Annotated in this window: 17 protein-coding genes; 10 read left to right on the forward strand and 7 right to left on the reverse strand. The window is 47.5% G+C overall.

The window, feature by feature from the left end:
* The first annotated feature begins 24 nt into the window (after nt 1-24).
* The 6 genes from OEU88_RS07535 to OEU88_RS07570 all read left to right on the forward strand — a co-directional run bounded on the left by OEU88_RS07535 (nt 25) and on the right by OEU88_RS07570 (nt 11,850).
* A complete protein-coding gene (locus OEU88_RS07535) occupies nt 25-3,621 on the forward strand; it encodes a beta strand repeat-containing protein (protein ID WP_317279129.1) in 3,597 nt (1,198 codons plus the stop codon).
* A gap of 215 nt (nt 3,622-3,836) precedes the next feature.
* A complete protein-coding gene (locus OEU88_RS07550; protein ID WP_262694536.1) occupies nt 3,837-5,618 on the forward strand; it encodes a type I secretion system permease/ATPase in 1,782 nt (593 codons plus the stop codon).
* A complete protein-coding gene (locus OEU88_RS07555) occupies nt 5,618-6,991 on the forward strand; it encodes an HlyD family type I secretion periplasmic adaptor subunit (RefSeq protein WP_262694537.1) in 1,374 nt (457 codons plus the stop codon). Before OEU88_RS07550 ends, OEU88_RS07555 begins: the two co-directional genes overlap by 1 nt.
* Before the next feature lie 31 nt (nt 6,992-7,022).
* Nucleotides 7,023-9,179: a DUF6212 domain-containing protein gene (locus tag OEU88_RS07560; protein ID WP_262694538.1), complete on the forward strand. Its 2,157-nt coding sequence runs from the start codon at nt 7,023-7,025 to the stop codon at nt 9,177-9,179.
* The gene (locus OEU88_RS07565) at nt 9,176-11,173 is read left to right on the forward strand and encodes a glycosyltransferase family 2 protein (protein WP_262694539.1); all 1,998 of its coding nucleotides are present in this window, start codon (nt 9,176-9,178) and stop codon (nt 11,171-11,173) included. Before OEU88_RS07560 ends, OEU88_RS07565 begins: the two co-directional genes overlap by 4 nt.
* The gene (locus tag OEU88_RS07570; RefSeq protein WP_262694540.1) at nt 11,170-11,850 is read left to right on the forward strand and encodes a sulfotransferase; all 681 of its coding nucleotides are present in this window, start codon (nt 11,170-11,172) and stop codon (nt 11,848-11,850) included. The genes OEU88_RS07565 and OEU88_RS07570 overlap by 4 nt, the downstream gene beginning before the upstream one ends.
* Before the next feature lie 13 nt (nt 11,851-11,863).
* On the opposite strand, the gene OEU88_RS07575 is transcribed toward OEU88_RS07570, so the two are convergent.
* From OEU88_RS07575 to rfbC, 6 genes are all read right to left on the reverse strand, one after another.
* Complete coding sequence (locus OEU88_RS07575) at nt 11,864-14,797, reverse strand: rhamnosyltransferase WsaF family glycosyltransferase (protein ID WP_262694541.1); 2,934 nt, start codon at nt 14,795-14,797, stop codon at nt 11,864-11,866.
* A gap of 123 nt (nt 14,798-14,920) precedes the next feature.
* The gene (locus OEU88_RS07580; RefSeq protein ID WP_262694542.1) at nt 14,921-17,173 is read right to left on the reverse strand and encodes a glycosyltransferase; all 2,253 of its coding nucleotides are present in this window, start codon (nt 17,171-17,173) and stop codon (nt 14,921-14,923) included.
* 108 nt (nt 17,174-17,281) lie between these two features.
* Nucleotides 17,282-18,160 carry a glucose-1-phosphate thymidylyltransferase RfbA gene (gene rfbA, locus OEU88_RS07585; protein ID WP_262694543.1) on the reverse strand — a complete coding sequence of 293 codons (879 nt, stop codon included), beginning with the start codon at nt 18,158-18,160 and terminating at the stop codon, nt 17,282-17,284.
* A gap of 55 nt (nt 18,161-18,215) precedes the next feature.
* Nucleotides 18,216-19,130, reverse strand: coding sequence for a dTDP-4-dehydrorhamnose reductase (rfbD, locus tag OEU88_RS07590; protein ID WP_262694544.1), 915 nt, complete (start codon nt 19,128-19,130; stop codon nt 18,216-18,218).
* Entirely contained in the window at nt 19,127-20,173 is a 1,047-nt protein-coding gene (gene rfbB, locus OEU88_RS07595; RefSeq protein WP_262694545.1) for a dTDP-glucose 4,6-dehydratase, read from the reverse strand. The genes rfbD and rfbB overlap by 4 nt, the downstream gene beginning before the upstream one ends.
* Nucleotides 20,173-20,745, reverse strand: coding sequence for a dTDP-4-dehydrorhamnose 3,5-epimerase (rfbC, locus tag OEU88_RS07600; protein ID WP_262694546.1), 573 nt, complete (start codon nt 20,743-20,745; stop codon nt 20,173-20,175). Before rfbC ends, rfbB begins: the two co-directional genes overlap by 1 nt.
* A gap of 137 nt (nt 20,746-20,882) precedes the next feature.
* Here rfbC and OEU88_RS07605 point away from each other — a divergent pair, with 137 nt between their 5' ends.
* The 4 genes from OEU88_RS07605 to OEU88_RS07620 all read left to right on the forward strand — a co-directional run bounded on the left by OEU88_RS07605 (nt 20,883) and on the right by OEU88_RS07620 (nt 25,067).
* Nucleotides 20,883-22,025, forward strand: coding sequence for a glycosyltransferase (locus OEU88_RS07605; RefSeq protein WP_262694547.1), 1,143 nt, complete (start codon nt 20,883-20,885; stop codon nt 22,023-22,025).
* A complete protein-coding gene (locus tag OEU88_RS07610) occupies nt 22,022-23,071 on the forward strand; it encodes a hypothetical protein (protein ID WP_262694548.1) in 1,050 nt (349 codons plus the stop codon). Before OEU88_RS07605 ends, OEU88_RS07610 begins: the two co-directional genes overlap by 4 nt.
* 96 nt (nt 23,072-23,167) lie before the next feature.
* Nucleotides 23,168-24,601, forward strand: a complete 1,434-nt coding sequence (locus OEU88_RS07615) for a mannose-1-phosphate guanylyltransferase/mannose-6-phosphate isomerase (RefSeq protein WP_262694549.1) — start codon at nt 23,168-23,170, stop codon at nt 24,599-24,601.
* A gap of 22 nt (nt 24,602-24,623) precedes the next feature.
* Nucleotides 24,624-25,067, forward strand: a complete 444-nt coding sequence (locus tag OEU88_RS07620; RefSeq protein ID WP_262694550.1) for a VOC family protein — start codon at nt 24,624-24,626, stop codon at nt 25,065-25,067.
* 13 nt (nt 25,068-25,080) lie between these two features.
* Here the strand turns inward: OEU88_RS07620 and OEU88_RS07625 are convergent, their stop codons facing one another.
* Nucleotides 25,081-25,644, reverse strand: coding sequence for a hypothetical protein (locus tag OEU88_RS07625; RefSeq protein WP_262694551.1), 564 nt, complete (start codon nt 25,642-25,644; stop codon nt 25,081-25,083).
* Nucleotides 25,645-25,652: the final 8 nt, after the last annotated feature.

A 25,652-nucleotide genomic window follows, 5' to 3' on the forward strand; every position in this document is an offset into this window, starting at 1 on the left:
GTTGCTTTTCAGGAGGATTTCACTATGGCAACGTTTAATGGTACCCTAGCTGGTGAGACTATCGGCGGTACAGATGAAGATGATATTATCCGGGCAGGCGGTGGTAATGATACCATCAACGGCGCGGCTGGTAATGACACGATCACACCTGGTGAAGGTTCTGATGATGTTGAGGGTGGCTCTGGTGATGATACTATCATTGCTGGTGGCAACACAAGTAAACAAGCTGACCGTATTGATGGCGGTGAAGGCACGGATGCGGTTGTTTTTGGCAGTCAATTAACTGTTGCTGATGAGTTTACTGCAGCGACGGGCTTTGGTTCAACAGGCTCGTTTAACGATTTCACCCTTCAGCGTGTGGTTACAGGTGGCAACACTACTTATACGGTGGATGGCGTTGAGACGCTTCAGTTTGCTAACGTGACGATTGATCTGACTGACACGACAACAAATACATTCTTTACGTCAGATATTACGATTGCGACAACAAACGGTGTTACGGCTGCTGGGCAGTCTGCAACGGCACAGGTTGGTGTTATTGATTTGACGCCTGGTACAGTGCTTGATGGTTTGAATGCAACGCTTGCGACTAAGACGGCTGAGCTTGCTACCGCTAAGGCTGCTGAGGCGGCGACTACTTTAACTCAAGATGCTGCTACGGTGACTAACGCGGTTGCTGCTGCGACAACAACGAATGCTGCTGACGATACGCTGGCAAATGTTCGTGCGGGTCAAACGGCTGCAGGCGTGATTTCAGGTGTTGCTGCTACTGCTGCAGCCGCTGCTAACTCAACAGCTGCTACGGTTAAAGCTGCTGTCGATGCAGCTGATGCCGAGATCATTGCATTAGGTGCTCCTGCCGCTTCCGCGGGCGCTGTTGATGCCGCTGATGTTGTAACTAAGCTTACTGCTGCAGCTGCGGCAAGTGGCGGTGCGACATCTGCTACTGAAACTTCAGTCATCAACGTTGCTACTGCAGCGTCTAAAGTTGCTGGTGCGTCTATCGCCTCTGTAGAGGCAGCTGTTGATGCTTATGTGGCTGGTTCTGCTGCTGCAACAGCGCGGGCAGGTACTGCTGCTGGTGTTGCAGGTGCGAAAGCCGCCGATGTTTCTGGTAATCTTTCATCATTTGCTGCTGCACTTGACAGTGTGAATGATGGTGTTCAGACAAGCCTGCTTGCTGCTACTGTTGCGGCTGGTGCTGCTAAGGCTGTTACGGAAGTAGCTACTGGTGCAAATGCTACTCAGGTTGCTGCGAACCAAGTGGCAGCTGATGCTGTAAACGCTGCGGCTGTGAAGGCGCAAGCTACTGCTGGTGCAACATCTGATAGCATTGCTGACGCTGCTGAAGCTGCGACTACTGCTTTCACTAACGCGCAAACTACTTCGAATAATAGTAAGCTTGCTTCTGATGCTCAACTTGCTTCTGCAACTGCGTCAGACGGTTCGGTTCAGGGTGCGGGTTCTGTTGCTGCTGCGAAAACAGCTGTTGATGGTCAGGTAACTGCTGCAACGACTGCTTCTGCGACACAGTCAAATCAATCTGTTGCTTCTGCTGCTGTTGCTGCTGCTGCAGCTTCTGCTGCTGCACTGACTGGTGCGACGGCTCTGTCAGTTGATACAGCTGTTCAGGCGGTTGTTGCAGGATTGAACACGGCTGTTACTAATGCTGGTGCTGTTGGTATTACTGCAGCTAACGCTGCTGCTGCCGCTGCTGGCACATCTGCTGCTGCTGCTGCAAACGCGGCTCTTGCGGCTGGCTCAAATGCTGCTGCAATTTTGGCTGTTATCACAGAATTCCGTGACCAAGCTGTTACTGATGCTGCGGCAATTCGTGATGCTGGTGATGGTGCTGATGACGACATCAATACTGCTGGTGATAACGCTACAGCTGCTGTGACAAATGCTGCTGCGGTTGCTGCTTCTGCTACACAGACGCAAGAAGCTGCGGTTGCTGCTGCACAGCTTGTTGGTAACAAGGCAATTCAAACTGTTGTAACGGCTGCTAATACAGCAGGCGATTCTTTGGCTGCTCTGAAGTTGAACTCAACAGCTGCTTTGGCATCTCAGACTGCTTTGAATAATACAGCGATTGCTGATCTGGCAACTGCGGTTGAGTCCTCTGACACAGCTGATGCTGTTGCTGCTGACATTAGAGGTGTCTCTAATGCAGCTGCAAGCACAACGGGCTTGGCTGGCACGGCTCTTACCAATGCAAATAACGCTGATACACAGGCTGAAAGTGCAACTGCTATAGCGACTGCTGCTGTTAACACTGCACAAAATGCGGTTAATACAGCTGGTACAGGTGGTGCTGCTCTTAATGCTAATGCAATTATTGAAGCTGCAGGTACAGGCTTTACGATCTCTGAAGTTGCTGGCGAAGCGGTTTCTGGTGGTGATGTTGTTACACTTGCATCTGGTGCAACAGTAACAGTCTCTGCTGACAGCCGAACCTTCACGTTTACGCATGCTGATGGCACGCAGAACAACACTGCAAGTACTTCACAGTCGTTCGCCTTGACGTTGACAAACGGTACGACTTCATTGACACAAACAGTAAACGTTAATGACACAACTGACGGTGTGTTCTCTACTGGTGCTGGTGGCGGTGAAGTTACTGGTGGCGCGGCTGCTGAAACATTCAACGGTAACGTTGGTGTTGATGTCTTCCGCGGTGCTGGCGGCAACGATACGCTTAACGGCGGTGCTGGCGATGATAACCTTCGCGGTGATGCTGGTAATGACCGTGTTTCTGGTGGTGCTGGTAATGATACGTCATTTGCTGGTGCAACTGATGCCGGTAACGATACTGTAGACGGTAACGACGGTAACGACCGCATTGGTGGCGGTGCTGGTAATGACGTACTCGTGGGCGGTGACTTTGCTGCTAATATCGATGTGGCAACTGTTACAACTGCGGGCAGTGATACACTGTTCGGTGGCGACGGAAACGATCGCATCGTTGTTGGTTCATTCGATAGCGCTTCAAATACTGTTGTAAACACTGGTACAGCTGCTAACACTGCGTTTGCTGGTGCTGGTAACGATACTGTAGACGGTGATAACGGTAACGATGTACTCGGTGGTGGTGTCGGTAACGACGTTGTTAACGGTGGTGCTGGTAACGATACGATCTTCGGTGGTACTGGAACTGGTACAGACAACCTTTCAGGTGGTACTGGTAACGATACGATCTTCGCCAACGGTGGCAACGATACAGTTGACGGCGGCTCTGGCGATGATAGCCTCTTCGGTGGTGACGGCGTCGACAATATCACTGGTGGTGCTGGTAATGACACTATCTTCGGTGGTGCTGGTAATGACGTCATTGACGGTGGTGCTGGTAACGATACCTTTAGCTTCGTGACTGGTTTTGGTTCTGATACAATCAATAACTTCGGTACAACTGCTAATACCAACACTGATGTACTTGATCTGTCTGAAATCGGTGGCCTAACACTGAACGGCCTTCTTGCTTCTGCAACGTTCGTTACAGGTACAGGCGCTGGTGCACGGATTGCAGTTGGTGACAACGACAGTATCTTCCTGGCTGGTGCTCAGTTTGATACAGTTGGTGAGTTGACTGCCATCTTCAATAACGGTCAAGTTCTCGTATAATACGAACTTAGATATACAATCTTTGGGAAAGAGGCCTCCGGGCCTCTTTTTTTTTACACATATTCCACTTTAGATCAGCCTTGCCAGATTCTCCGCATTAGCTTAAGAACACACTTAGGATCGATACCTTGCAATGATGGCAATTAGCCCGATATATTCTTGGGATCTAGTATCGATTAATAATTGAATACGGCATGTGAAGGAATGTGACAGAAATGTCTTTACTTGAAGACTTTAAATCTAGCGAAGCTGAATTTAAGCGTTCATTGCGGTCAGTTGGTCTTTATTCCTTTGCATCCAGTATATGTATGCTTGGCATGCCGATATACTTATCGCTTGTATATGAAATGGTTTTAGTATCGCGCAGTATGGAAACGCTACTAGCGTTAACGATTTTCGGCGTGATTATTTTACTCGCTTTTGGTTTCTTTGATGCTGTACGCATGCATTTGCTCGGAAAAAACTCGGCTAAATTTGAGTCTGCAGTTTCTGGGCAAATTCTCGCTGGTGAGCTCATGAGGCAAACAGACAGTACGACACAGACAATCAGAGATGTTGCCGCTATAAGACAAATCGTTTCAACAGCAGGGTTTGCAGCACTTTTTGATGTACCGGTGATACCCGTATTCATGATTTTGTTGTTTCTGGTTCACCCATTGCTTGGAGGCATCGTATTGGTTGGTGGCGGTATACTTGTTGTGTTGGCTTTGACTGCAGATCGCAAGGTTGCTCCTCACTCAGATGCATTTATGGACGCAAATATCAAAACCCATCAAAACCTTGAAATGTTTATGCGGTCTCAAGAAATAGTAAGAGCGCAAGGTATGTATAATGAAGTAGTGCGGGAATGGGGTGTTAATCAAGGCAACGCATTGACAAACCATTTGCGTAGTTTTGTCCGTATGACTGGTTATTCGTCGGCTTCGAAAGCCGCGCGACAAATATTACAAATAGCTGTCATTGGTGGTGGTGCATTGCTCGTTTTGTCAGATCAAGCTACTGCAGGTGTTATATTTGGTGCATCTATTATTGGTGGGCGCGCACTTGCTCCTATTGAGCAGATTGTGGGTAACTGGCGTAATCTCAAACAGGGTATGACAACATATAAGCGCCTTGTCGCTCGCCTAGAAGAGTTATCACTCCCTGATAACAAAACACCATTGCCACGACCAAAAGGTGAAATAAGTGTTGATCGCATAGGTTATGTTCCAGCGCCTGGTGCCACACCTATTATTAGGGGCATCTCCGGTGTTATTAAAGCAGGCGAGAGCGTTGCTATTATTGGACCGTCAGGCGCGGGAAAATCTACTTTTGTCAGATTGCTTGCCGGTAGTATTGAACCGAATGCTGGGCGTATTTTGTTGGATGGTCAAGACATCAAAGCTTGGGATCCTACGTCTCGCGGGCTCTATGTAGGGTATATGCCGCAGCAAGTTACGTTCTTTGACGCGACAGTACGTGAAAATATCGCACGACTTCGTAAGAATGATCCGCCAGAGTTTGCAGTTGAAGCTGCACAGTTAGCTGGTGTTCATGAAATGATTTTGCAATTACCAAAAGGGTATGACACCGAGATTTCATCGCAGGGTTATCGACCATCTGGGGGGCAATCGCAATTGATTGCACTAGCTAGGGCATTTTATCGAAAACCTGCAGTGGTAATCTTGGATGAACCAAACGCATCACTTGATAGTAGTGGTGAAGTTATATTTCACAAGGCACTTGGCACAGCAAAACGTTTGGGAATGACAGTCATTATGGTGACACAACGTCCTAGCGCCCTGCGTTTCACTGATAAAGTGATGGTCTTGGAAAATGGATTGGTTACTCAATATGATGATCGAGACAAAGTTGTAAATGGTGGCGTTGTTGGAGGTTCTCAACAACAGGTTGCCCAACAACAAACCAAAGCACAAGCTCAGACTGCGAGTGGGCAGCAAAACCAAACGCCTAATGTTGCGGATATTAACATTTCCACAACTAAGAAAGGTGCCTAATGACTAAGCTTGCTGGTGATAAAACTACTAACACAGAGGCTGTTCAAACTCTGGATGATATGCGGTTCCGTAGGGATGCCTTGAGTTCATGGTCAAAGGATGTTGATAGCGATAGTCGTAGCTTGTTGAAAGTTGCGGGTTTTGTTCTCCTGATTTTATTTGGCTTTGGAGGTTTATGGTCTATCACTGCGCCACTAGGTGGTGCTGTTGTTGGTAGCGGTAAGGTTATTGCCGTGGGGCAAAACCGCCTCGTACAACACTTGGAAGGTGGTATACTTAGTAAGTTAACCGTGCGTGAAGGTGATCAGGTTAAACAGGGAGATATTCTTGCTGAATTGGATACTCTGGATCTTGAGTCGCAGCTTCAGGTGTCACGGTTGCAAAAGGCTCTTTCACGTATTGAGTTAGCACGTTTGCGTGCTGAAGTTCGAGAACAATCAGAAGTGTCGTTCCCGACAGATATTGAGCCTGCAGTTGCAAATACGTCGCGCGTTCAAGAAGCATTGGACACACAACTTGATGAATTCATCTTTGGCCTAGAGTTTCGCAATAGTAGTCGCGAAATTATTGATAATCAGATTTTAGGCTTGAAAGGTGACGTCGAAGGCCGTGAAGAAGTTCTAATTGCGTTAAATAGGCAACGCGAACTTTTTGAAGCGGAGTTGGAGGCTTTTCGAGGGCTTTTCGAGAAGGGTCATATTGCTATTACGCGTGTGAATGCAACGGAACGTCAGGTTGTAGAATTGGTTGCTCAGATTGCCAACGTGCACATTGACATACAAAAGGCTCGCAACGATATCATCAACCTAGAAACTGAAAAACGCCAGAGGCGCTCTGATTTTCTGGCTCAAGCAAACGCGCGGTTACTAGAAACACAGAAGCTCCTGAATGATTTTCAATCTCGTGTGGAGCGTCTTGAAGACCGTGTTGTACGTTCAGTTGTAAGATCGCCTGTAGATGGAACGGTCTTTCGAATAGCCAAGCGTACTATTGGGGAGATAATAAAACCCGGTGATACTGTTATGCTTATGTTCCCAGATAATGATGCTTTAACTATTGAAGCGCAGCTTCAGCCAACTGATAGAAATCAGGTTTACTTGGGGCAAACAGTTCGTGTTGTTTTCCCATCTGATAAACAACAAGAAGAACCGGTAGACGGTCGTTTAATTTATGTGTCGGCTGATACCATAACCAGTGAGCAGAATCCTGTTGGCTCATATGTTATTCGTGTTGAAGTGCCTTCGAATACCAGCCCGGAACATTTTCAACCGGGCAATTTGGCAGACGTTTATATTCAAACTGAGCCAAAAACATTTTTGCAAATTATCTCTGAACCTATCACACGCTTTGCATTTCGGGCTTTCAAAGGGTAATCCTGAGCGTAAGGAAATTTGGGGAAGCCATGTGACAGACATAAGGTTAACACATGCCGCGACGAAAGCGCTTTATGCGGCGCCGTGCAGCCTTATTGTTGGTGAACAGATTGCTGTCAAATACAGGTCTGCTATTCCTGAAGCTATTCAATTACTTGTGCTGCATGCATCAAATGTTGTTACCACAGAGAATGAAACATTATCTGATTGTTCAGGCCCTCTTTCATTCATTGGAATGCCAGCAGGTTTGCTGGGTATTGTCGTACCACCTTCACAGAAAGATCATGCTGACAGTTTGAGAGCTTATGCCGCAATCCATACGCCTGCTTTTTTACCTGAAATTCATATCGTAGATGGTTTTGGGAAGCGCGCAAAAATAGCTGGTTTTGTGAGTGAAATGTTAGCCAAACGTATCAATTCCGATATGCAAACGGCTGCAGGCACCCAGCAACAATTGGCAGTGCTGCGCACAGATTATGAAAAATCGAAAACCATGTTGGAGAAGGCGATCCGAATGATGCGCGGTATCGGCTATGGTACGCGCGCGGTTGTTTATGATCTGCCGGTTGGTGCACAAACCGAAGGACCTTCACCGCAGGCTCAGCAACACGCATACTGTCAGGAATTACCCGTTGACCTTATGGGGTTGTCCGGGTTGTCACTTTATGTCGATACCCCCGCTGATGAAGGTAATGGTAAAGGTGAGCTGTTGCTGGTTATACGCCGCGCGGCTGATAAGAAAGCTGTATTTTCATGCCTGACATCTTTCGGCGAGTTCCACAAAGGTTGGCATCTTTTTACTATGCCTGAGCCACTAACGGCGTTTGGTGGTGAAGCTGAACTGCATCTTTCATGGTCCGGCCAGGGCGGCCCGCATTTTGCTAAAACATCGTTGGTTGCAGATCGATTTGGTGACGGTCAGAACGGTGCCCTTGCTGTTCGGATCGAAAAAGGCTTGGCACATATTCAGTCTGCTGATGCAACGATATCTGCACCAAAAAAACTGGATGCTGTAATGGGGGCTGGTCATGCCAGCGTTAATATTACCGCAAGTTCGCTGTTTGCCCGCGGTACGTTTTATGGTGGCGCCGAGCTTGAAGCAAAAATAAATGAACGCAATGGCTGGCCTGTTTTGTCAGCTGATGAACAACACGGCTGGTTGCAGACGCATTTGCTAACTGAAAACCTCTCGGCATTTCATGTACCGTCAGCATTTGGCCGAGCAGTCGGTCAAGCCAGTGTCGGGGTTCGTTTAAGCCATCCTAAAGCCGCGCCGTGTATTGTTATGATGGTGTCAATTGACCCTGAAATTGCCAATGCTGATACGACACGAAAGTTTCTGGTGGCCCTTGGCTCAGACGAGCCTCTCGTTGCCAATGGTACGAAAAGCGGTGTGAGCTGGTCTGCCGCGGTTTTGTATGCTGAACAACAAACGAGCTTGCAGCTTGAGTTTGATGGAAGCACCACGCAGGATTTGATCTTGCTTGCCAAACCATTGCACGAAGGAAAGGCCGATTTTGGCTGGTGTCGCTGGCAGGAACTAACCATTGGTTATGCTATTGATGATACGGCTTCCGTTAATCCCGCACCCTCGGTGTCTGATGATATGATGCACCGGATGCGTGTTGCAACTTTCCCTGAAATCGCCGACCGGATCAATTTTTATCGTGGCCGTTATGTTCACAATAAACTGCGGCTCGATCTGGGCTTTATGCCTATTCAGATTCACAATGAATTTTCTGCAATGCAAACTAACCCTCTCAAAGACGGAATATGCGCTGCAGAATTGACGGGTGGCTTGCCTGATAATGCGCTGCGTATCGCTTGCGAAGTTGGTACTGCGCATGCGCAAGGGGCTCGGTTTACTTACATTCTTGGGGTTGTGCCGCAAAGCAGTGATGACCGCCAAAGTATTATTGAAAGCATCGTTTCTTCTGTTGCTGATGACAACCCAACCGGTGAACAGGAAGGAGCTGTCTGGAACAGTGTTACGTTACCAGCGCTTGCTAAACAGCAGCTTGCACTTGAATTGCCTGCATCAATCAAAGCGGGGGACATCCCGTTCTTTTGCGCGATTCCGGCAAGTGGTGATACGAGCTTTGGATGGTGCCGGTGGTATTCGCTTGCTATCGAAACGGGTACACCGGGTGATAAACTGCAAATGGCAGCTACACCGCAAACAGCATGACTTTGCAACCTGACATATCGCTGGGGGTTGTGATACCAGCCTTTGGACATCCCAAGTTTTTAGCGGAAGCTATTGTTAGCGCCTGTGAACAGGAAACGGAACACTCTGTTCATGTTGTTGTGGTGGACGATGGGTGCCGTTTTCAAGAAACCGCAGATACAGTGCGTGCCCTGATGAATACCTACCCCGGTAAGCTTTTTTACGTAAGGCAGGAAAATACACGTTTGCCAGGTGCTCGTAACACAGGCATCCGCTTTTTGTTGAATCTTGAGCCTGAAATGGACGCTATTTTCTTTCTGGATGCGGACAATCGTCTGTCGCCTGCAAGTCTGCATATGTTTTGGCAAACGCTGGTCAAAAAACCAGATAAGGCGTGGGCTTATCCTGATATAAATTTCTTTGGTTTAACGGCTGCGCAGGAAGGCTTCGAAACACGAGAAACAGCGCGTGAATACAGCAAGTTAAAGCATCTTGTGAGCAACATATCAGAGGCTGGGTCAATGGTGCGCACCAGCGTTTTTCACGCAGGTGTTTTCTTTGACGAAACCATGACGTCTGGCTTTGAGGACTGGGAGTTTTGGCTGGCAGCACTGGATGCCGGGTTTGAAGGGGTGCATACGCCGCATGCGGGATTTATGTATCGTGTGCGCCCTGAAAGCATGCTGTCAGAATCGCAGCGTGAAGTTGATGGCCTTGTTCAAAAAATACGCACCAAACACAAAAAGCTTTATGCGCCGGCCAATATTTTACGTTGGGAACACGAAGAAGCACCTGTTTTTGCGGTATATGTTACTGATGATGATAGCATACTCCTGACAAGCGACCTTGCTGCTGATGGAGAGGTGTTATCGCTTCCGGATTTTAAAAGACGCTTTCATGAATGGGCGGCTAGTTACCATGAGCACTTTTTCCCGACCCATTTGATGGTAATGCCCGCAACCGTGCTTGCGCTCTTGAAACAACAACATGCCTTTCTTCGTTGGTTTATGTGGAATATGCGTGAGTGCGAGAATATCAAGCAGTGTGTAAGCCTTCGCTCATCAACGGATATTGATCTGGATTTTCTCGCGTTCGGGCACGAAGACCTTGATGCAATTGCAGATATTTTCTGTGTGCAAACATCGCTTTTGTGGGAACGCGCATACGGCCAAAGCCCAGATAAGCGTATGGAACGTTCGCCGTATTGGGCAACACTATCACTGCCATTTCAGGATGATGAATTATCAGGTGCACAAAATTCCCGTTTAGATGCGTCGCTTGAAGCTGTTTTTGAGGAACTAGCTGACCAGTTGCTGCCAATACCTGAACGTGCCACTCATACATCTAAGCTGTTTTCTGGCCCTCATGTACAAACTGTTAGGGAAATATTGGTTCCCGAGATATGTGCAGTAGATGGTCGCCAGCCTTTTCCTGCTGGAACATGCGCAGAGCGAACGCTGGTTGTGGTAAATGCAAAGCTCCTTGCCAGCTTTAATGCCCATAAAAAAGTGATGGATATATTGAGATCATTGCACGGCGATCCTCATGAAATAATTCTGCTGATTGAAGACATGGATAACACCTCGTTAGCACATGATGTCAGAACACAATTGTCGAATTTAGTGTCTGCTATCGTGCCGCTTTCAGTGCCGAAAAATGACTTGGGCTATGCGATGTATCTCGGCGGTCAATTTGAGAAAAAACTGGGAACTGATAACTTCAATGATGCAACCATTGTTGCCCGCACATGCAACAAAATCATATCTTTGGGCGTGACATCTGGCATCGAAATATTTGGTGATGCACGACGCTATGGCACCAAAGGTTATGTGCTGTTAGAGCCTGAATTTGATTGTGATAAGTCGCATGATATCCACAAGCTTATGGCCTATGAACATGCGGTAGTTGCGGTTGTTTCAGAAAGTATGACACAGCGTAACCGTTTGGTTTCATACGGTTTTCCAAATGAGAAATTCGACGGCATGGCAGTTCTTCATGAAGGTGACGTATCATGAGCAAGAATGCCGTTAACCGAAGTTATGTTTTCATTGTTACCTATGGGCGTTCTGGTTCCACGACCTTGCAAACGTTGCTGCAATCCATTCCCGGATATCACATTACTGGCGAGAACTTTAACTGCCTGTCAGCGCTCTATAGTGCCGTTCAGCTTGCAACAACAGCACGTTTTCAGCACGGGAAAAATGATCATGATGCGATTGATCCGTGGTTTGGTGCTAACCATATTGATCCGGATCAGTTTGGTGCCAGACTTGTCCGTGCTTTTGAAGACGAAATTATGCGCCCACCTGCGGATGCACGTGTTGCAGGTTTCAAAGAGATACGGTTTCATGAAGTGGGTGCCGAAAACTTTGAGAGCTTTCTAAACTTTATGCATCAGCATTTTTCGCCGTGTAAGTTCGTGTTCAACACGCGCGGATGGCGTGAAATTGTGCGCTCTGGTTGGTGGCAAAACCAGCGACCTGAACGCGTTGAAGAGATCATTCGTGGTGCTGATCAAATGTACCATGACTATCTGACAAAATATCCTGAACGCGGCATATTATTATGCCATGAACAAACACGTGAAGACCCTGCTGCGTTTCAGCCGTTGTTTGAATTTTTAGGTGAAGATTTTGACCTGAAGAAAGTAAGCGAAATTGCTGGCCGCCGCCTTGGGCACTCTGGCGTTTAGTCTAGTGGTTAATCTAAAACATCTCGCTGGTGTCGCAGGCCGCACCTGCCAGGTAACCTTTTAGTCGCGCTTCATTAAGTGAAAGCCTGATCGCTAAATCTTCTTCGGCAACACCGTTTTCCTTGGCCCAGTCTGTATCCGCGCGGTTCACATCTGCAATTGTTTGAGCAAGTGTGTCTTCGTCCTTGATAAGGATATATCCAAAGAAATGTTTGAAGAATGCACTTTCTGTTTTGCAGCGTTCAAAGGTTTCTTCTGTGTCATAATCATGAGAATGGAACACGGTTGCTTGCGGTGCGTATGCTTTGGTGTATCCCGCTTTGATGATGTCGTCAGCCCATAGCTGGTCTTCACCGAATGCAGTTTTTCTGTATGGAATTTTCTCCCATACGCTTCGGCGCATGCAGCTGTTGTTGTCGCTGTAGAAATGCAACATTTGACGCCATTGTTCATCACCGCTGTCATAACGTTTTTGATCAGTTGCGGCGCCAACATAAAGCTGTTGATGCATAAATTGTTCGAAATGTGCGTTAAGGTCACGCTTAGTAAAAGGTGAGGCTTGATTGTAAGCTAGGTGCTTGCCAAAAGCACCAGCGGCATCTGGCCTGCGTTCAACCGCTGTTACCAGATTATGTAGCCAGCGATCATTAAATGGCAGTGCATCGTGGGTCAGGAACGCAATAAATTCACCGCTTGTCAGCGACACACCGAGGTTGCGCGTCTCGCCGTGATCAAATGTTTTACTATCAATTTGATGAAGCTTCACAGAGGGGATAGCACACACGATATCCAGCGTTTCATCGGTGGAACCGCTATCGATCACTAACACTTCGAAGGGCCATGGGCATTTTTGTGCGAGAACGGCATCAAGCACAGCTTTGAAACCGACCCCAGCGTTATAGGTCGGTATAACGACAGAGGCTTTGAATGTGCTAGTATCTTCGGCTTCACGTTTGCGCGGTGTAGCGTGCTCGTTCAGGCTTTCAACCAGTGCTTCTTCAACGAGACGTGCGGAGTTTGCCCATGAAAAACCTTTCACCCATTCTGCCGCAGCAGTAGCTTGATTTGCGCGCAGCTCGGCTGAGCCAAGCAGCTCCGCGATTGCATTAGCAATATGGTCCGGATGGGGTTTGGCAAACGTAACCGTATCTTCAGGGAAGATCGCGCGTGTGCTTTCACCGTCCAATTCTACAATCGGTAAACCACTTGCCATCATTTCTTGCGGCACTAAAGAATAATTAGTGGCAGAAAACACAAGGCCGATATCGGCGCTATTGAATATGGCAGCTAGCTCTTGAGAGCTTGCCACACCGTGGTCAATAAATTCAAACGGTGCAGATGAAAACGACAATGGTGCACCGAAGAAATCAACAGCAAAGGTATGCCCATTATTTGCTAGAGTTTCGAGTGCGAGAAACGCAAGCTCTACGGCGCGGCGTTCTGTGAAATGGCGCGCATACACGGCGATACGAGGCACCTTATTGTCCCGGTTAGCATTCTCCGTGTTGTAGATACGTGTGTCAGCAGCGAGCCAGAAGTGGCGCGCCCAGCGATCAAATTTTTCTGTCATTAATTGAGAAAGCCAGGGGCCGGCACATATACAGTCCAGGTCTTCGTGGTAGGTTTGTTCTGCAACAAGATAATTTGCGCCCATGGCATGAAAGCTGGGCTCATAGTCCTGCACGAAGTAAAATCTGCGATGAACGCCAGCAACAGCAAGTGCAGGCGCAACAGTCCAGCAGTCTGTTGCTATCACAGCGTCGCCTTGAATATCTTTGAAGCTGTCGTCTATGAAGCGCACGTCGCCTGCAAAATGCTGGAAATGTTTGAGGATGGTTTCATAAGCTTCATTCGGCGTTTTATGTAGGCTCGGATTGTTGATCCATATCGTTTGCCGGTGACCTGCCACCTCAAGAAAGTGGATCATACGGAAAATAGTCATATGACCGCCGCCGCCAGCGGTAAAGTCAGGAATAATCCAGTGAATGTTCAGATGTTCAGGGTCAAAGTCAGATGAAACCGGTGACAGCTTAACGGACTGAAACTTTGAAATGGTGCGCATGTTAGGCGAGACGGGCAGCTTGCTGCCAGCAACCACTTTGCCGATGTTGCCTTGCATGTCGCGCGGTGGTTTTTCGCCGCGTGTTATGCCGTCATTTAAATAATGCAGCAAAGGGTCTGCATCTTTGTCAGCCAGTTCGGCATGTTGTTCGCGGTATTTTTGAACACTGAAAGTTTTTGACGGATCATTACCAAGCGCAACACCTTGCGTGATGTAATGCACAAGTGGGTTAGCACCCTTTAGTTGCTCAAAGTATGTATCTTTATACCATTTGGTATCGAAGGCCGGATTTGGCTTTCTGTTTTCGCGCCAGCCATGACGCACAAAATGATAAAGTGGCTCCATGCTGGTTTGCCACAAGTCTGCATATTGGCTTTTGTACCAGTCACCTTTAAACAGGCCACTTTGGTTAATGATCACCATATCGTTTACGAGTGTGGCTTTGTCTTCAGCCTCCAGCGCAACAGCAAATGGCACACGGCCAACATATTGCCCTTGCGATAGATAATGCAGCAAGGGATCAGAATTTACAGCACATGTATCGCTATAATGCACGCGGTATAGTTTCAATGAAAATTGCGGTGATGGGTTGCGCCCATTCATCCAGCCACGTGCTGCATAATGTAATAATGCGGGTTCATTGCTTTTGGCAGCACCCGGTGCGACACGGCGATAATAGTTGGGCTCAAAATACGGGTTTGGTAATCGACCGGCTTTATCGCCGTATTTGATATAATGCTCAAGTGGATCCATGCCTGCATGGACGACATCGGGATATTTGCTCTTGTACCATTCTGGTAAAAACAGCCCCGTGTCCATTACTGCTCTGCGAAGGCGTTTTTCAGCACCCGGTGCAGCTTTGGCAATGTTCTTGAGCTTTTTCATGGTTACAAATATCTGCTTTAGTGTGCTTGTTTGTTGTGATCTTTAGATTGCCAGCATGCGTCATTCTTATATGGATCAGCGCTGTCAATCGCAAGAGGCACCGTTTACTTTATATTATCTGATTTACTGGTTGCGTTTTGGTGTGCGCAGCAATGTAAAAGGTTTACCTTCAGTGTCGTTAAAAACAGCAGGGTACCATGGATCATCAGGAATGGTGGCTTGCCACTTTGTTCGCAGTGTTTCGTGCTCCGCTTTGGCACGCGCCGCTTTTTCCGTTGAAACACCGTCATACCCACGTGTTTTAGACTCCAGATGATAGAAGGTTATTAGCGGACTGTAGATACATTGGTGTCCTGCGGCATTCATTGTGAGGCAAAAATCAATATCGTTGAAGGTAACAGCGAACTTTTCGCCGTCGTACCCACCAACGGCGTCAAAGTTTTCTTTTGTGCAAGCAAGGAATGCACCTGTCACGGCACTACAGCGCCGTGTCAGTTTGTTGCGGTTTGCATAACCAGTATCAGTTGAGGTTTCGCCTGCACCTTCGTGTACAGCCAAACCGTTGTTCTCCAGGATTACGCCTGCATGTTGAATGGTATCATCTTCATACAGAAGCTTGGCACCAACAATGCCGGTGCCATCCATCTCAAGTAGGCTGCGCAGGCTGCTGTCCCAGCCCTTGTCTATTGCAAGGGTGTCGTTGTTTAAAAACAATAAGTAATCGGCATCTGTTTGTGCTGCGGCGTTGTTGTTTATGCTAGCCCAGTTAAAAGGTTGCGTGTCTTCAACAACCCTTATGGTTGGTGCCATTTTGCTGGCGTTTTGTTCTATTTCTGCAAACCATTGCTTGGTCTCACTTGCCTCACTGTTGTTATCAACAATGATAATTTCAGTATCAACCGTGTGTGCCAGTGTGTTCAGCAAGCTTTCAACGCAAGGTTTAAGCAGCTCTAAAGCATCTTTGGTTGGAATGATGATGGCTAGTTTATTACCCGCTAAAGGCGCCTTTAGCGGAAGTGGGTTTATTATGTCTTCCGGTGCTGTTGCATGTGACCAGATCGGCGCATCAATGACGGCAAACCCTTTGTCACCAAATGTGTCGTACACTTTTTGCCATAATGTTGCTGGTTTGATGGTTTCGTCGCCCAGTGCACCGGGTTTGACGGCGAATGCATGAGCGTATGCAGGGTTTTGCGCTAAAAGTAATGGGTCAAATTGCCAGATAAAATGAGGATTACTATGTGTACCCTCAGCATCTATCACATCAGAGCTTGCGCGAATAATCATCGCATCAGGGTGGGCATTTGATGTGGCAGCAAACCACGCAAGCGCATTTGGGTCGAGTATATCACCTGCCGTGAGTGTGATCAGTAAATCAAAGCTTGTAGGGTTTTTTGGAGCAGCGTTAAGCACAGTAAATTTTTTATGGCTTTGTGCAGTAAGGCTGGCACGGATCTGATTTGCGGTATTCGGGTCATTGTCTTCAATGATGATACCAATATTTACATCATGGTTTTGTGTGCGGGCAGGGGGCATGCCAACTGAATAGATCTGTTGGTAAAGATCATATTGGTCAAGTGAGAATGTTGATAATTGCTCCAGCGCAGGCAACCGATTTCTTAATGCATTAAGAGCCGGCAAAATCTCTGTGTTGTCACTGGTTTGAGCCGCATTTTGCAGTTCTTCAACAATATGAGCCGTTCGGGCCAGCAATGCCGCGCCGTATTGCGGTTTGAGGCATATCTCTTTTGGTGGACAAACCAGCGTGCCTGTGTGGTGGTCAAACACATGCAGAACAGCGTCTTTCAGGTTGTCCATTGCTTCAGCGATATCAAGCGTATGCTCAAAGGCAACCAGACCGCTAGATGATGTATGTTCACCAACTTCACGGTTTATCTGATCTGCCAGTGCACAGCCTGCTGCAATACCGTTTATGTAGAAATCCAGTTTTAGCGGAGTACTGTCGCCGTTACGCAATGCTATTCCGCGCACCTGCGGCCCTGTTGTTTGGTGCACTGCGCCTATAAAAGTACTTTCACTGTTACTTGTGAAACGCTCTAGCTGATCTTGCAGAAACTGAAGCCGGTCGGGACTGTGTTCGGATAAAAAAGCCTTTTGAACACGACGATTAGAGAGTGCCAACTGCAGGCAGTCTGGCCAGCGCTTGGCGGCTTTGCCCATTTGGTTGATACCGAAATGATGAGCAAGGCCTGATGAGATGACACGTGTTTGCTCGTCGCTTAATGCAGTGCACATCGTGCCTTTATTAAGCGCAAATACATCAAACAATGTTTGTCCGAAAGGGCGGCTGGCAAACAGGCGTTTCGTTGCCCCAAACACGCTCATGTCCGTATATACGTCGCACTCTGCGTCCATGTATGGTTCGCGGCCAAGGCAAAGCAAGATCAGGAACCGAGCATCGGTGCCAGAGCATTGTTGTTTTTTCTTGCGAAACCAGAAGGCCATTGAATGGTAAGCGGCAGATTAACTGCCGCTGTCTCCGTATTTCAGTACAGATGTCAGGTATTCGCCGTAGCTGTTTTTGTAGCTGTCAGCCATTGCAGCAAGTGCATCTGCTGTGATGTATCCAGATCGCCATGCAACCTCTTCAGGGCATGCAATTTTAACGGCTTGTCGCGCTTCAACCGTTTGTACAAACTGGCTTGCCTGCAACAAGCTGTCTACTGTTCCAGTGTCAAGCCATGCGGTGCCGCGCAGTAACTTGATCACATTCAATGTGCCGCGCTGCAGATACACATCATTCACTGTTGTAATTTCAAGCTCGCCGCGCGCAGATGGTTTAATCGATTTTGCGATATCGACAACGTCACGGTCATAGAAATATAAGCCTGTTACAGCCAGATTACTTTTGGGTTCCGTGGGTTTCTCTTCGATCGAAATTGCACGGCCTTGCTTGTCCATTTCTACAACACCGAAATCAGTTGGGTTGCCAACGGGATAAGCGAATACATAGGCACCGTCTGTCACATTACCTGCTTGTTGCAGATACTGCGTGAAACCAGCGGCATAGAAAATATTATCGCCAAGTGCCAGCGCACAGGGTTCGCCCGCAATAAATTGCTCCCCGATCAGGAAGGCTTGCGCTAATCCACCAGGTTCGGGCTGTTCTGCATACTGAAGCTCAATTCCCCACTGCGATCCGTCACCCAGAAGGTCTTGATAAAGCGGCAGGTGGTGCGGGGAGCTGATGATTAGAATTTCACGAATACCTGCCAACATTAAGGTGGTAAGCGGGTAGTATATCATCGGCTTATCATACACCGGTAATAACTGTTTCGAGATAGATTTGGTAATAGGGTAAAGCCGCGTGCCAAGTCCGCCTGCTAGAATAATGCCTTTCATGAAAGTTCCCGTCCGTATGCTTTGTTGAATTTTGTTCAGTATTCTTTGTGGCAGATTAGCCTAGCTGGTTCATTTCTGAAAGTCGTTTGACACATATTGCTGTGCTGGTTTTCCAGTCAGGTAACTTTACCGAGAAAGTTGCTTCCAGCTTGCTGCAGTCCAGCCTTGAATTTGCAGGCCTCTCGGCCGGCGTTGGATAGTCTGCAGTTGTAATGGCGTTAACCACTGGTTTTGCCAGACCTATAGCAGATATTGTGTCAAAAATAGCCACTGCAAAACCATGCCAACTTGTGCTGCCTGTGCCTGTCATATGGTATATGCCGCCAAGCGATGATGGATCATCCAGGCTTTGTATCATTTGCAATATATCAAGAACTGCGGTGGCGATATCCGGCGCATAGGTTGGGTTGCCGATTTGGTCTGCAACGACGCCGAGACTTTCACGGCTTGCAAGCGATAGCATGGTTTTAAGAAAATTCTTGCCAAAAGGACTGTATACCCAAGCGGTGCGCAGAATAACGGCGTTTGGATTTGCAGCCATAACAAGCCGTTCGCCTTCAAGCTTGGACCGGCCGTAAGCACCTGTTGGTTCTGTCACATCGTCTTCATTATAAGGCGCTATTTTCAAGCCATCAAAAACATAGTCGGTTGATATGTGGATGAACGGAATATCAAGCTTGTATGCGATGGCAGCCAGAGCTTCTGCGCCAGCCGCGTTTATTGCAAAGGCAAGCTCTTCTTCGTTTTCAGCGTTATCAACAGCCGTGTATGCGGCGGCATTAACGATAGCGGCGGGGTTTTGCTCTGCAATAAGACCTGTCAGTGCGGCTGTCTTACTAAGATCAAATTCAGGCCGACCATGTGTTTCAAGCGGCAAGTTGCGTGCTTTAGCGGCTTCTTTCAGTGAAAGTGCAACTTGACCATTGTTACCGGCCACAAAGATTGCTGATTTTTGGTTGCTACCATTCAAGACTTTAACACGCCCTTGCGTTCTTCTGCGTGTTGGCGAAGCGGTTGCCACCACCAGGCATTGTCCAGATACCACTCGATAGTTTTACGGATACCACTTTCAAAGTTTTCTTCAGCTTTCCAGCCGAGCTCATCTTCAAGCTTTGTTGCATCAATCGCATACCGCGCATCATGACCAGGCCTGTCCGTAACGTAAGTGATCTGATCTTTGTATGGCTTGTCTGTCGGGCGCAGCTCGTCAAGAATGGTGCAAATACGTTCAACGACTTCAAGGTTTGTGCGTTCGTTTCTGCCACCTACGTTGTATTTTTCACCGATACGCCCTTTGGTTAAGATCGTGAAAAGCGCCTTTGCATGGTCGTCAACATAAAGCCAGTCACGTACATTGGACCCATCGCCGTAAACAGGCAATGGTTTGCCATCAAGTGCATTAAGGATCATGAGCGGGATCAGTTTCTCCGGCAGATGGTATGGCCCGTAATTGTTAGAGCAATTGGAAATAACCGCAGGGAAGCCATATGTTTCAACCCATGCGCATGCCAGATGGTCTGCGGATGCTTTGGAGGCAGAATAGGGCGAGCTTGGGTCATATGCTGTTGTTTCGTGGAAAAGCCCTTCTGCACCCAGTGAGCCATATACTTCGTCAGTAGAAACATGCAGGAACCTGAAAGCTTCCTTAGCGCTGTTTTCAAGCGATAGCCAGTAAGCACGCGCTGCCTCGAGCATATGGAACGTACCGACAATATTGGTTTGAATAAATTCGCCAGCACCGGTGATAGAGCGATCAACATGGCTCTCGGCTGCCAAGTGCATGACACCATCGGGATTGTGTTTGGCAAAAACCGCATCAAGCGCGGTACGGTCACAGATATCAACTTTCTCAAAATGATAATGAGGGCTGTCTTCAATCTCTTTCAGTGTCTCCAAATTGCCGGCATATGTGAGCTTGTCGACATTAATAGCCGTGTGACCGAGCTCTTTAACGAGATACCGACATACTGCCGAGCCGATAAATCCAGCACCGCCTGTAACAAGTATTTTCATCAGGATATGCCTTTTTCGTATTTGAATGGTGACTTGAAGTCTTTGAAATTCTGTTGCGCCTTGTCTTTGTCAGACAGAATTAGCTCATTTTCCGGAAGTGGCCACTTGATGCCCAAGTCTGCGTCATTGAATGCAATACCGCTATCGGATTGCGGGGCATATAATGAGGTGACCTTATAGCAAAATTCAGTATTAGGTTCCAATGTACAAAAACCATGAGCAAAACCAACCGGCACCCATAGCTGCGACCAGTTTTCACCACTAAGTTCTACTGCAGCGTGGTCACCGTATGTGGGCGAACCTACACGTAGATCAACAATAACATCAAGCACACGACCACGTGGCACACGCACCAATTTGCCTTGCCCGTCGGGTGGTAATTGAAAGTGCAAGCCACGTAAAACGCCAACATCACGTGACATAGAGTGATTGTCTTGAACAAATTCAATATCTGGCACAACTTCGTCGAAAGCAGCTTTATTGTATGTCTCAGAAAAGAAACCACGCTCATCGCCAAAACGCTGAGGTGTCAGGATATATGCGCCTTGCAGTGGCAACTCTTCGATTTTCATCAATAATTCCGGTAAATTAGAACTGGTAACGCCGTCTTTGTCTTTTATATTAAAAGAACGCAGTATTTGAAAGCCGTGTTTATATCTTTTGTAGGGTGCGTAATAGGGGAAATACTAGTTTGCAAAAACAGGCTCATATGAAGCATCCAGTAATGCGTTCTTTTGAAGAATCATGTATTGATGCGCAGCTTGCGTTGCATGCAGCAGGTGTTGCGGATGCTGATGCGCGCATATTGGGGTTTTACCCGCAAGTGCAGCGCAATCCGTTTCAGGATATGTTGTATACAGCAGGTCTTGATCAGGGCTTTGCCTGTTTCCCTGTGCGCTCACAGGATGAAGTGGTGCAAACTTTTGATGATACACCTCTTTATGTGCATTATCACTGGGTGCACCGTGCATTTGACGGTGCGGAAGATCGAAGTGAGGCTTCTAATGCTGCCAAGCAGTTTCTGGCAACTATCGACGCACAAAAAGAAGCCGGCATTCAGACCATATGGACTGTGCATAATTTGATTTCCCATGAGAGCAGGTTCCCTGAAGAGGAAATAGAATTGCGAGCGGGACTGAGCGCACGTGCAGACCATGTGCATATTATGAACCCGGCAACCCGCGAAGTGTGCGCGCAGTATTACCCTATAGAGAGCAAAAAGGTTTTTATGGTGCCACACCCTTCCTACAGGGGTGTTTACGGTGATTTTATGTCGCGACGTCAGGCGCGATTTAAGCTGGGTATTTCGCCTAGTGAAAAGGTATTGCTGTTGTTTGGCTCGATGGGGCCACAAAAGGGTACCAATCAATTGCTTGATGAATTGAGCGCTATAGAAGCGGCTGTTGGGGAACGCTTGCGCGTGTTTATTACAGGTGCACCGGCCCACGCAGCGTATATGGAAGAGGTTTACGAGCGTGTTGCTAAAAACCCAATGGTTACTTTGCTTGATAGCCACATCGATGATCAGCTTGTGCCCATATTATTTCGCGCCGTGGATGTTGCCGTTTGTCCCTATGATGTTGGGCTAAATTCTGGTGTTGCGGCGACCGCTGCCACCTTTGGCTGTCCGTCGGTTGTCCCGGATATTCTGGTCCCTGCGATGAGCGGGGCCGAAGCCGGTGTGATTGGTTTTAACCCTAAAGACCGATCAAGTATAGGACAGGCGGTCATGCGTGCGCTTGAAGCTGGTGATAACGCAACAACGCCGTCCGCGCTTGCAAAGTGGGCTGAGGTTAATCAGCCACATGTAATATCTCAGGCGTTTTTCAGAGCATTAAGAGATCGGTCGTGACTTTAGCGACAAATAACAAAACAGCGAATAGCCAGCTTCCAACAGAGGATAGTGTGATACCTGCTCATTCTCTTGATAAAGAGGAATTGTTGGCGTCAGATGATTTGGGGTTGTCTTCAGATGTTAAGTCATTACCGCGTGTGAAATTGCTTTTGGCCAGATTGCAGGTTTTTGATTTTTTCAGGAAAACAACACTTTTGCTGACTAAGCGCCCCTTCAAGCTGATGACGCGCGCCCCAGACGAGGCTGCGGTGCTCTCAATTTCACTGCAAGTGATCACACAGCATTCTTATTCGGAGCGGGGTGCGGTAACCGTATCTGCGCAGTATTACACTTTGTTTGGTCGTGAGCTAATTGCCGATAGTAATGACCACACTCACAATCTTTTCGCAGATCCAGCGGATAATACTGTTGATCAACCCTGTTATTTTATTTCGCCTAAGGGGGCGTTTTGGATTCGGCTGACGATGAGCCGAAACACCACTGAACGCCGCATCGCGGTGCATGGCAGTTTGCGACCTAAACCATATAGGGCTGAACCAGTTATTCCATTTGAGGAAGCATTGGTTTCTCGCGATGATGTGCAATTGCGTTTGCAACTGGATGCTGCGTTTGCTTTTTCAGACCGTGTAAAGGCCAAGCAGTTGTTGGCGCGCCTGATTTTCTTGTGGCGTAAACCTGAAGATGAACAAACACTGAAAATTATTACTGATATTGATGAGTTGATATTACGCCCATGCTCAGCTCATAATATCAAACTGCAAAAGACAGATATGGCTTTTGATTACGCGCAGCTAATGCTGCCACCGTATGGTGGTTGTTATCCACTATCGAAATGGCTGATGGTCGAGGCACAGCGTTTAAATGCGGCACTTACTGCTGATACGTTAAACGTGCCTGATGGTCCCTATTTTTCTCTAAGGCTGATGGCGGCGGCTTTTGCTGGTGCAGTGCTTGCTCACGAAATTGACGCGGAAAAAGTTACTGATATTCCGTGGGGCACTGCGGATGAAGTGCGGGCATACACTGGTTATTTCAAAACATGAGAATAGAAATATACCTGTAAACAATAATTACTTATAGTGTTGGGTGAAAACTGTGATGGGGTCGCGGTGATTGCGCATGACAAAGGATGGCGATTTATGACACATGCGATTAAACCAGTTATTTTGTCGGGTGGTTCTGGCTCGCGGTTGTGGCCTATGTCACGTTCCAAATATCCGAAACAGTTTCTTCCCATGCTTGGTACTAAAAGCCTCTTTACTCAGACGTTGGAGCGTGTTGGGGAAGCTTACGGCTTTTTACCTGCATTAATCGTTGCGAACGAACATCATCGTTTTATCGTCAATGAACAGGCTGAAAAGGCAGGTGTTATCACCGATAGTGTTGTCTTGGAGCCGGTGGGCCGTAACACTGCGCCAGCTGTTGCTGTCGCGGCGCTTAGAGCCGCAGAAACTGACCCTGAGCAGCTTTTACTGTTTTTGCCTTCTGATCATGTAATAATGGATATGCCTGGCTTTCATAAAGCTGTGCAGGTGGCTGCCGCAACTGCAGAAGCTGGTTATCTGTGTTGTTTTGGCATGACACCAACGCGGCCTGACACGGGGTATGGATATATAGCGTCAAGTGCAGCGATAAGTGGTGTAGACGGTGCATTCAAGATTGATGGGTTCCGTGAAAAACCTGATGCTGAAACGGCTGAAACATACTTGGCTGCAGGCGCATACAGCTGGAACAGTGGTATGTTTATGTTTAAAGCATCCAAGATTATCGAAGAATTTGAGCGTTTGCAGCCAGAGATACTTACTGCTTGCCGCACAGCACTTGATGGTGCGACACCTGATTTGAATTTCCTGCGTATGCAGGAAGATGAGTTTGCTGCCGTTCCGGCAGACTCGATTGATTATGCCATTATGGAAAAGACTGAAAGTGCTGCAGTTGTACCTGCAGAATTTGGTTGGTCGGATGTTGGTAGTTTCTCCGCACTTGCGGATGTTCAAACGCCTGATGATCGCGGAAATGTTGCTATCGGTGATGTGATGCTGGAAGACAGTGATAACTGCTTTATCCGTAGTGAGGGGGATTTGGTAGCCGGTATCGGGCTACGTGACCTTATAGTTATCACAACTGATGATGCAGTGATGGTTGCACCTAAAGAACGCGATCAGGATATCAAGAAAATTGTTGATCGTTTAAAAAAGGAAAAACGGCCGGAGGCTGATTTTCACTCAACTGTTTACCGGCCGTGGGGCAATTATTCCACGCTTGCGCTGGGTGAGCGATTTCAGGTCAAGTCAATCGAAGTGTATCCCGGTAAGCGCCTTTCCTTGCAAAAGCATCATCACCGTGCTGAGCATTGGGTGATTGTGGAAGGGTCTGCGATTGTGACACGCAATGACGAACGTATTCTTATGAGTGAAAACGAGTCTGTTTATTTGCCGCTTGGCGCCGTTCATAGGTTGGAAAATCCAGGTAAAATACCCTTGAAGCTTATTGAAGTTCAATCTGGTTCATACCTGGGTGAAGATGACATTGTGCGTTTGGAAGATGACTTTAACCGTGAGAAAGATAAATAGTATCAACTGAAGGACTGGTATCATGACTGTTAAACCTATTCCAGATGGCTACGGGACGGTAACGCCTTATCTGATGGCGCGTAATTCGGGCGCGGTTATTATGTTCCTTGAGCAGGCTTTTGATGCGACTGTGAAAACGCGCGTGAACGCACCGGATGGCCGGCTTCTTAATGCTGAACTGCAAGTTGGCACATCCATGATAATGATCGGGCAGCCACCTTCTGAGGAGGACATAAGCTCATGTTCATTTTATATATATGTTGAAGATGCTGATGCCGTTTACGCCCAAGCGTTAGCTGCTGGTGGTTCCAGTATTATGGAGCCTGCCGATATGCCTTACGGCGATCGCCACGGTGGTGTTAGTGATCCTGATGGGAATAGCTGGTGGATTGCAACACACATCGAAGACGTTTCTGCTGAAGAGGTTGAACGCCGCATGAAGCCGATTCTGGAAAACGGGTCATAGTACCCGTTTTGAGTTAGCCATCTTTTGAAAGTTGACGGTACGACTTCATCATACCGTCAAAGTCTTGCTGGGTTTCAATCTGTACTTCATGGGCAATGACATCTGAAGGCTCACGCGGCAAATACATGTTACCGTCATAATTGGTGTGATCAACTGTTACCAGAACCAGATAGCCCGATATTTCTGCATCTTTTGTCAAAGCAAAAGCCGTTTCCATTGTGCGGAGATAATTTTTGCTAGGATAACAGAAATAGCCGTGACAATTGATAAGCGATGATTGTTGTTCCATCTGGTTGATCATCGAAAGGTATGTTTTTCGGCACACTTCGTGTGGGTGTTCAGACACAAGAAGGCCTGTAAAGTTCTGTTTATATTCCTCAACAACCTTTGTGCCAATGATAGTATATTTGGGACCTTCGGGAGTTTTGGCGATCTTTACGATATTTGGGGCGATGGACCTGAGAACCGATAGCTCAATCTTTTTATCCTCCACACGCCCATCTGGCGTGCGGTTTTCTAGCCAGAAGTCATAAAAACTCTGGTGTAACTCGCGAATATGCGTTGCGGCCCCTGTCATGAGTTTTA

Source organism: Kordiimonas aquimaris, from assembly GCF_025574485.1.
Taxonomy (GTDB): Bacteria; Pseudomonadota; Alphaproteobacteria; order Sphingomonadales; family Kordiimonadaceae; genus Kordiimonas; species Kordiimonas aquimaris.